The sequence below is a fragment of the Streptomyces milbemycinicus genome (assembly GCF_002154605.1).
Classification (GTDB): Bacteria; Actinomycetota; Actinomycetes; order Streptomycetales; family Streptomycetaceae; genus Streptomyces; species Streptomyces milbemycinicus.
The window spans coordinates 1-4,467 of record NZ_MUNE01000835.1 but is presented as its reverse complement, the minus strand read 5'-3'; the positions used below and the strand labels follow the sequence as shown (position 1 = coordinate 4,467).

The 4,467-nt window shown below is 68.9% G+C and carries 3 protein-coding genes; all 3 read right to left on the bottom strand.

What is annotated here, in order from left to right:
- Positions 1-99: 99 nt before the first annotated feature.
- The 3 genes from CCN51_RS47260 to CCN51_RS47250 all read right to left on the bottom strand — a co-directional run bounded on the left by CCN51_RS47260 (position 100) and on the right by CCN51_RS47250 (position 4,104).
- A complete protein-coding gene (locus CCN51_RS47260) occupies positions 100-1,908 on the bottom strand; it encodes a vWA domain-containing protein (RefSeq protein WP_014181116.1) in 1,809 nt (602 codons plus the stop codon).
- An 87-nt stretch (positions 1,909-1,995) separates the two neighbouring features.
- Entirely contained in the window at positions 1,996-3,048 is a 1,053-nt protein-coding gene (locus CCN51_RS47255; protein WP_043492263.1) for an AAA family ATPase, read from the bottom strand.
- 336 nt (positions 3,049-3,384) lie between these two features.
- Complete coding sequence (locus CCN51_RS47250; protein WP_014181114.1) at positions 3,385-4,104, bottom strand: SPDY domain-containing protein; 720 nt, start codon at positions 4,102-4,104, stop codon at positions 3,385-3,387.
- Positions 4,105-4,467 lie beyond the last annotated feature (363 nt).

The window sequence follows — 4,467 nt, the reverse complement described above, 5'->3', positions numbered from 1 at the left end:
TCGCGGTCCCCGCGCCCCGGCCCGGCGCTGAGCCGGGGCGGCGGTGTGGATGGTTGCCGTTGTGGTGCTCTGGTGTGCCAGGGTCGGCAGGTTGACGTGCTATCGGGCGGCGGTGAGGGCGGCGGTTGCGGCCTTGGCGATGGCGGCGGTTGCGCGGGCCGGGTCGGTCAACTCCAGCAGGATGGTGCCGGGCAGCGGGCGGGGGTCGGGGGCGAACGCGAGCCACAGCACCGCGCACCCGGCCTTGTTCAGGGCGGTGACGCGCACGCTGGCCCGGGCGGCTTCGGCGCGTGCGTACAGGCCGTCGGAGGCGATCACCAGGAGTCGGCCCGCGCCTGGTTGGGTGAGGGCGAGCCCGGCGGACAGGGCGTCGATGGCCTCGGCGAGGCTGTGGCCGACACCGCGTGCCTTGAACCGGGTGACATGTGTTGGGGTGCGGCCGGGGGCGGTGATGGCGGTCAGGGACCGGTTGTAGGCCACGGTCGCGGTGCGCGAGTCGGGGTCGGTCAGCGCGGTGGCCTTGGCGAGGATCCAGGCGGCCGAGGAGATCGGATCGGCAGCGGCGCCCATCGACCCGGATACGTCCACCGCGATGCCCACCCGAAGTGGCGGAGTTGGGCTGGGCCGGTGCTCGGTACGCACCCAGGGCGTGGCCGTTGGGGTAGCGCCTGCGGCCCTCTGAGCGTCCCGGGCCAGCGCCTGGCGCATGTTGAGGCGACCGGGCGGGGCGGCCGAGGCGGTCGCGGTGGTGATGCGTTCCCGGTAGGCGGCGGCCCGCAGCGCCCTGGCCAGTTGTCCGGCGGCCGACTTCTCGGCCCCGGTCGGTGGCCGGGTGCCGGTCACCGGCGACCGGCCGGGGCTTCCGTCTGGTTTGCCGGGGGTGAACGGGCGCGTCGAGTGTGCGAATACCCGGTCTGCTGTTTGGGCGGCTTGCCGTGCGTGGGCCGCCGCGGCGGCCTTCGCCTGGGCCCGGGCGGTTCGCGCGGCGGCGGCCTGGGCCTGGGCTGCGGCCTGTGCGGCCTCATTCGCCTGGACCTGTTCGACGACCTTGCCGATTGCCTCGGCCAGTTCACCTGGCCGTCCGCCGCCTGTGGGTTCCGGTCCGGCGGGTTCGGTGCCCAGCGCCTGGCACCAGGCGCGTGCGTGCTCGAGCATTCCGGGCCCGTCGTCGTCATCGGTGGCGTGTGCGGCCGTCCAGATGGCTGTGAGTGTGTTCAGGAGGTCGGGGCCGAGGATGCCGGTGACGGTCTGTTCCAGGGGTTCGGTCTCGTCAGGGTCGAGGATGCCTGCGTCCCGCCGGGCGAGGACCAGACCGGCCGCGTGGGAGGCCTGCCACCGGTCGCTGGGGGTCTGGGCGTTGATGTCCGCCAGGATCAGGGTGTGGGCGCAGGCCCTCAGGAACCGGCGGTCGGCGGGGCGGCGGGCAAGATGTGCGCCTTCAGCGCGCGACTCTTCCAGCAGCGCGGCAGCCGAGTCCAGGGCCGTGTCACGCAGCTGGGGCGGGGTGGCCCACAGGCTGTGGGCGGCGTGTGCGGCCTCGTGCACCAGCGCGCCCCAGGCCACCGGATAGCGCTCCTCGTCCCCGGGCCATCTCGGGTTGATGGTGGCCGCTTTCACGGGGTCGAAGAGGGCGGCGTCGATTTCCAGGGTCGCCGTGGTGGGGTAGAAGGCGGCCGGGGCGCCGGAGCGGGTGCCCGGCTCGCAGGTGACGATCACGTCCTCCCGCCCGGCAAGTTCCGGCAACCGGTGCGTCAGGGCAGCGGAGACCCGCAGCCACTGACTGGCCTGGTGTGCGGGGCTCGGCTCGAAGGGTGGGCCGCCGTCGTCCTCCCACCTGGCCTGGGCCCATTCCGACTCGGACACGGCGAGTGGCTGATGCTGTACATGGGCCTGGGTCTGCGCGGGCATAGCGGATCGGTCCCTTCCTCAGGTGTGGTGGGGGTGTCGGTTGGTGGCCAGAAGCGGCGGGCCAGGCAGCCGGGCGGGAAGTGAGGGTCAGAGTTGGCGGCCGAGGGCCAGTGCGGTGACGGGCCTGCCCAGGGCCTTGGTGACGATCTCGGTGACCGTGTCGCGGTCTTCCAGGGGGGCGATGCCGACCAGGTTGGCGAACGCAGCATCGGCGCCCAGGACATCTGCGATCTTCTGGAAGGCGATCAACTCCCGCAGCTGTGGGGCCCATCCCACCTCCCCGGCCTGTTGGCTGGTGGCCAGGTGACGGGCAATCCGTACTGCTGTCGTGTTGATCTTCAAGGCGGCGGCGAGGTCGTAGTCCGAGCCCACCTGGATCTGCACCGAGAACCTGCTCGCGAGGGCCTCGGTCAAGACCGCCCCATGGACTCCGGGGTTGTGACCTGCGATCACATAGAACCCGTCGGCGGCGATGACCGTCTCGCCTTTGTGCGCCTTGACCTGGATCTGACGCCGCCCGTCCATCGCCGGATACAACGCTGCCAGCACCTTCGGGGAGATCAGCGTCGCGTCATCCAGCAACAGGGCCCGGCCCTCCTGCATCGCCGTCACCAGCGGTCCGTAGACGAACTGGTAGCCGCCCTTCTCGTCCTGGGTGTACTCGCCGACCAGGTCACCGACCGTCGTATCGCCATCCCCGGCAACCGTGATCAGATCCGGGAAGGCCGCCTCGATCAGAGACGTCTTCCCAGTGCCTGGCGGCCCGTACAGAAGCACCGGCACGCTCGCCTTACGCAGCCGCTTCAGTGCCTCGACATCGGGCAGGTTCGCCAGTGCCCTGGGGTGATACCGCTGCCCGTTCGGCCGGGTGACCGGTTCGGGCTTGCCGCCCGGCGATGGCACCGTCCTGGTAGGCCGGGCGGCTGGTCGCGGCGCCAATAGCATTGCACGCTGCGCGGCAGTGATGGTTGTGGAAGTCGCCCGGTACATGCGCGGTTTGGATCCGACCCTCTCGGCCTCGCCCCGTTGCACGAGCGTCTCGCAGGCATTGCCGACCGCCCCGCCAGAATGTCCCAGCTTTTTCGCCAGATCGGTGACGCTGAACTTTGTTGTCGCCTGTTCGGCCAGGATCTTCGCGATCATGGCTCGCAGCTCCCCCGGGCGGGCTTTACCGCCCGCGCCGAGCGCTGAACCCGTAGGCGCTGTCGGGGTGTGCAGGGTGGTGGATCCGGGAGTCGTGGAGGGCGATGTGGCGGTAGTCGTCATCACGGAGCCTTTCATCGGCCGCAGGCGTGGCCGTGACTTTCCGGATTCGGAAATCGACCACTCGTTGGAAATGCATCAGTTATCAGTCGGTTTCGAGGCTTTCCGGCTTGCCGTTGCGAACGTTGATTCGCTTTTTGGAACGGCGGCGTATGGGGCCCGGTGCCGCCCCGCTGAAGGAGGTGTGGGGCGGCACCGGCCCGCGTACATCGGTCAGGCGGGACCGATAACGGTGATCGACCCTGCGTCCGGCCCCGGCAAGGCAGAACGCGGTACCGGTGTGGGGTCGACAATCGCCCGGCTCAGCGTGGCCACGAGGCTCAGGGGCGTAGTGGCCCAGGCTACGCATGACCACAACGAGGGCTTGCCGATGGCAGGCCGGGCCACAAACATCCACCGCCTGCCGACCCCGTCCTGCTGCCAATCAGTCGCGATGACCACTCCGGCCAGCCCATTGGGGTCCAACCAGCCGCTTCCGCCCTCCTCTCGTTCGAAGATCCACCCAGCCTCAGCCAGCGGCGCTGTTGCCTCTTCCCTGTTGCCCGTTGGCACCAGCAGGAAGGCTGGAATGCCACGCACGTCAGGGCGCGTGTCATCGGCCAGTACCGCCGCGAAGGCAGCGACGATCTCTGGCGGAGTGGTTTCGGCAAACCGTACGACCCAGACCGCATCGCGGCCCGGGGCCGTGCTCGCCGCGAACTCCCATCCGGCCAACAGGCGCCCCGTTACGTCCATCGGAACGCCAGACTCCGGTGACCAATGCCACGCCTCACGCATCCCGCTGGGGTCGAGATAGATGGTTTTGTCTCCGTCCCGCCGTGTTTGCCAGCCTGCGGCCAGCAGGATCTCCCTTACGGCGGTGGACCTCTCGTCCGGGCCTGCCAGGTAGGAGGGGCTGATCAGGTAAGACGCGGGTGCAGCGCGGTCGTTCATGTTGGACTCCTTTGATGTGCAGTGACGGGATGAAGCGTTGCGGGAGGTACTATCCCGCCTTGAGGTGTGCGGGGCGACACGGTGACATAAGGGCCTGCCCCGAGAGTGAATTTTTATTTTTGACAAACTCCTCCCCCGCATGGAATTACAGCAGGGATTCCGGCTTTTCTTTTCCCGGCCCCCCGGGAACACAACCAATATAGCTCGACTCACGGGCCATTTCGACACGAATTCAGGCTTTGAATTGCTGGAATTCTCGCGAATCCACGACGCTATTTGAGGGGGAAAAACAGGTACTCGACGCAAAGCGTCGTCCGGCGCGAAATGAACGACGTTTCCACAGGCACGGGCGCGGCGGCACGG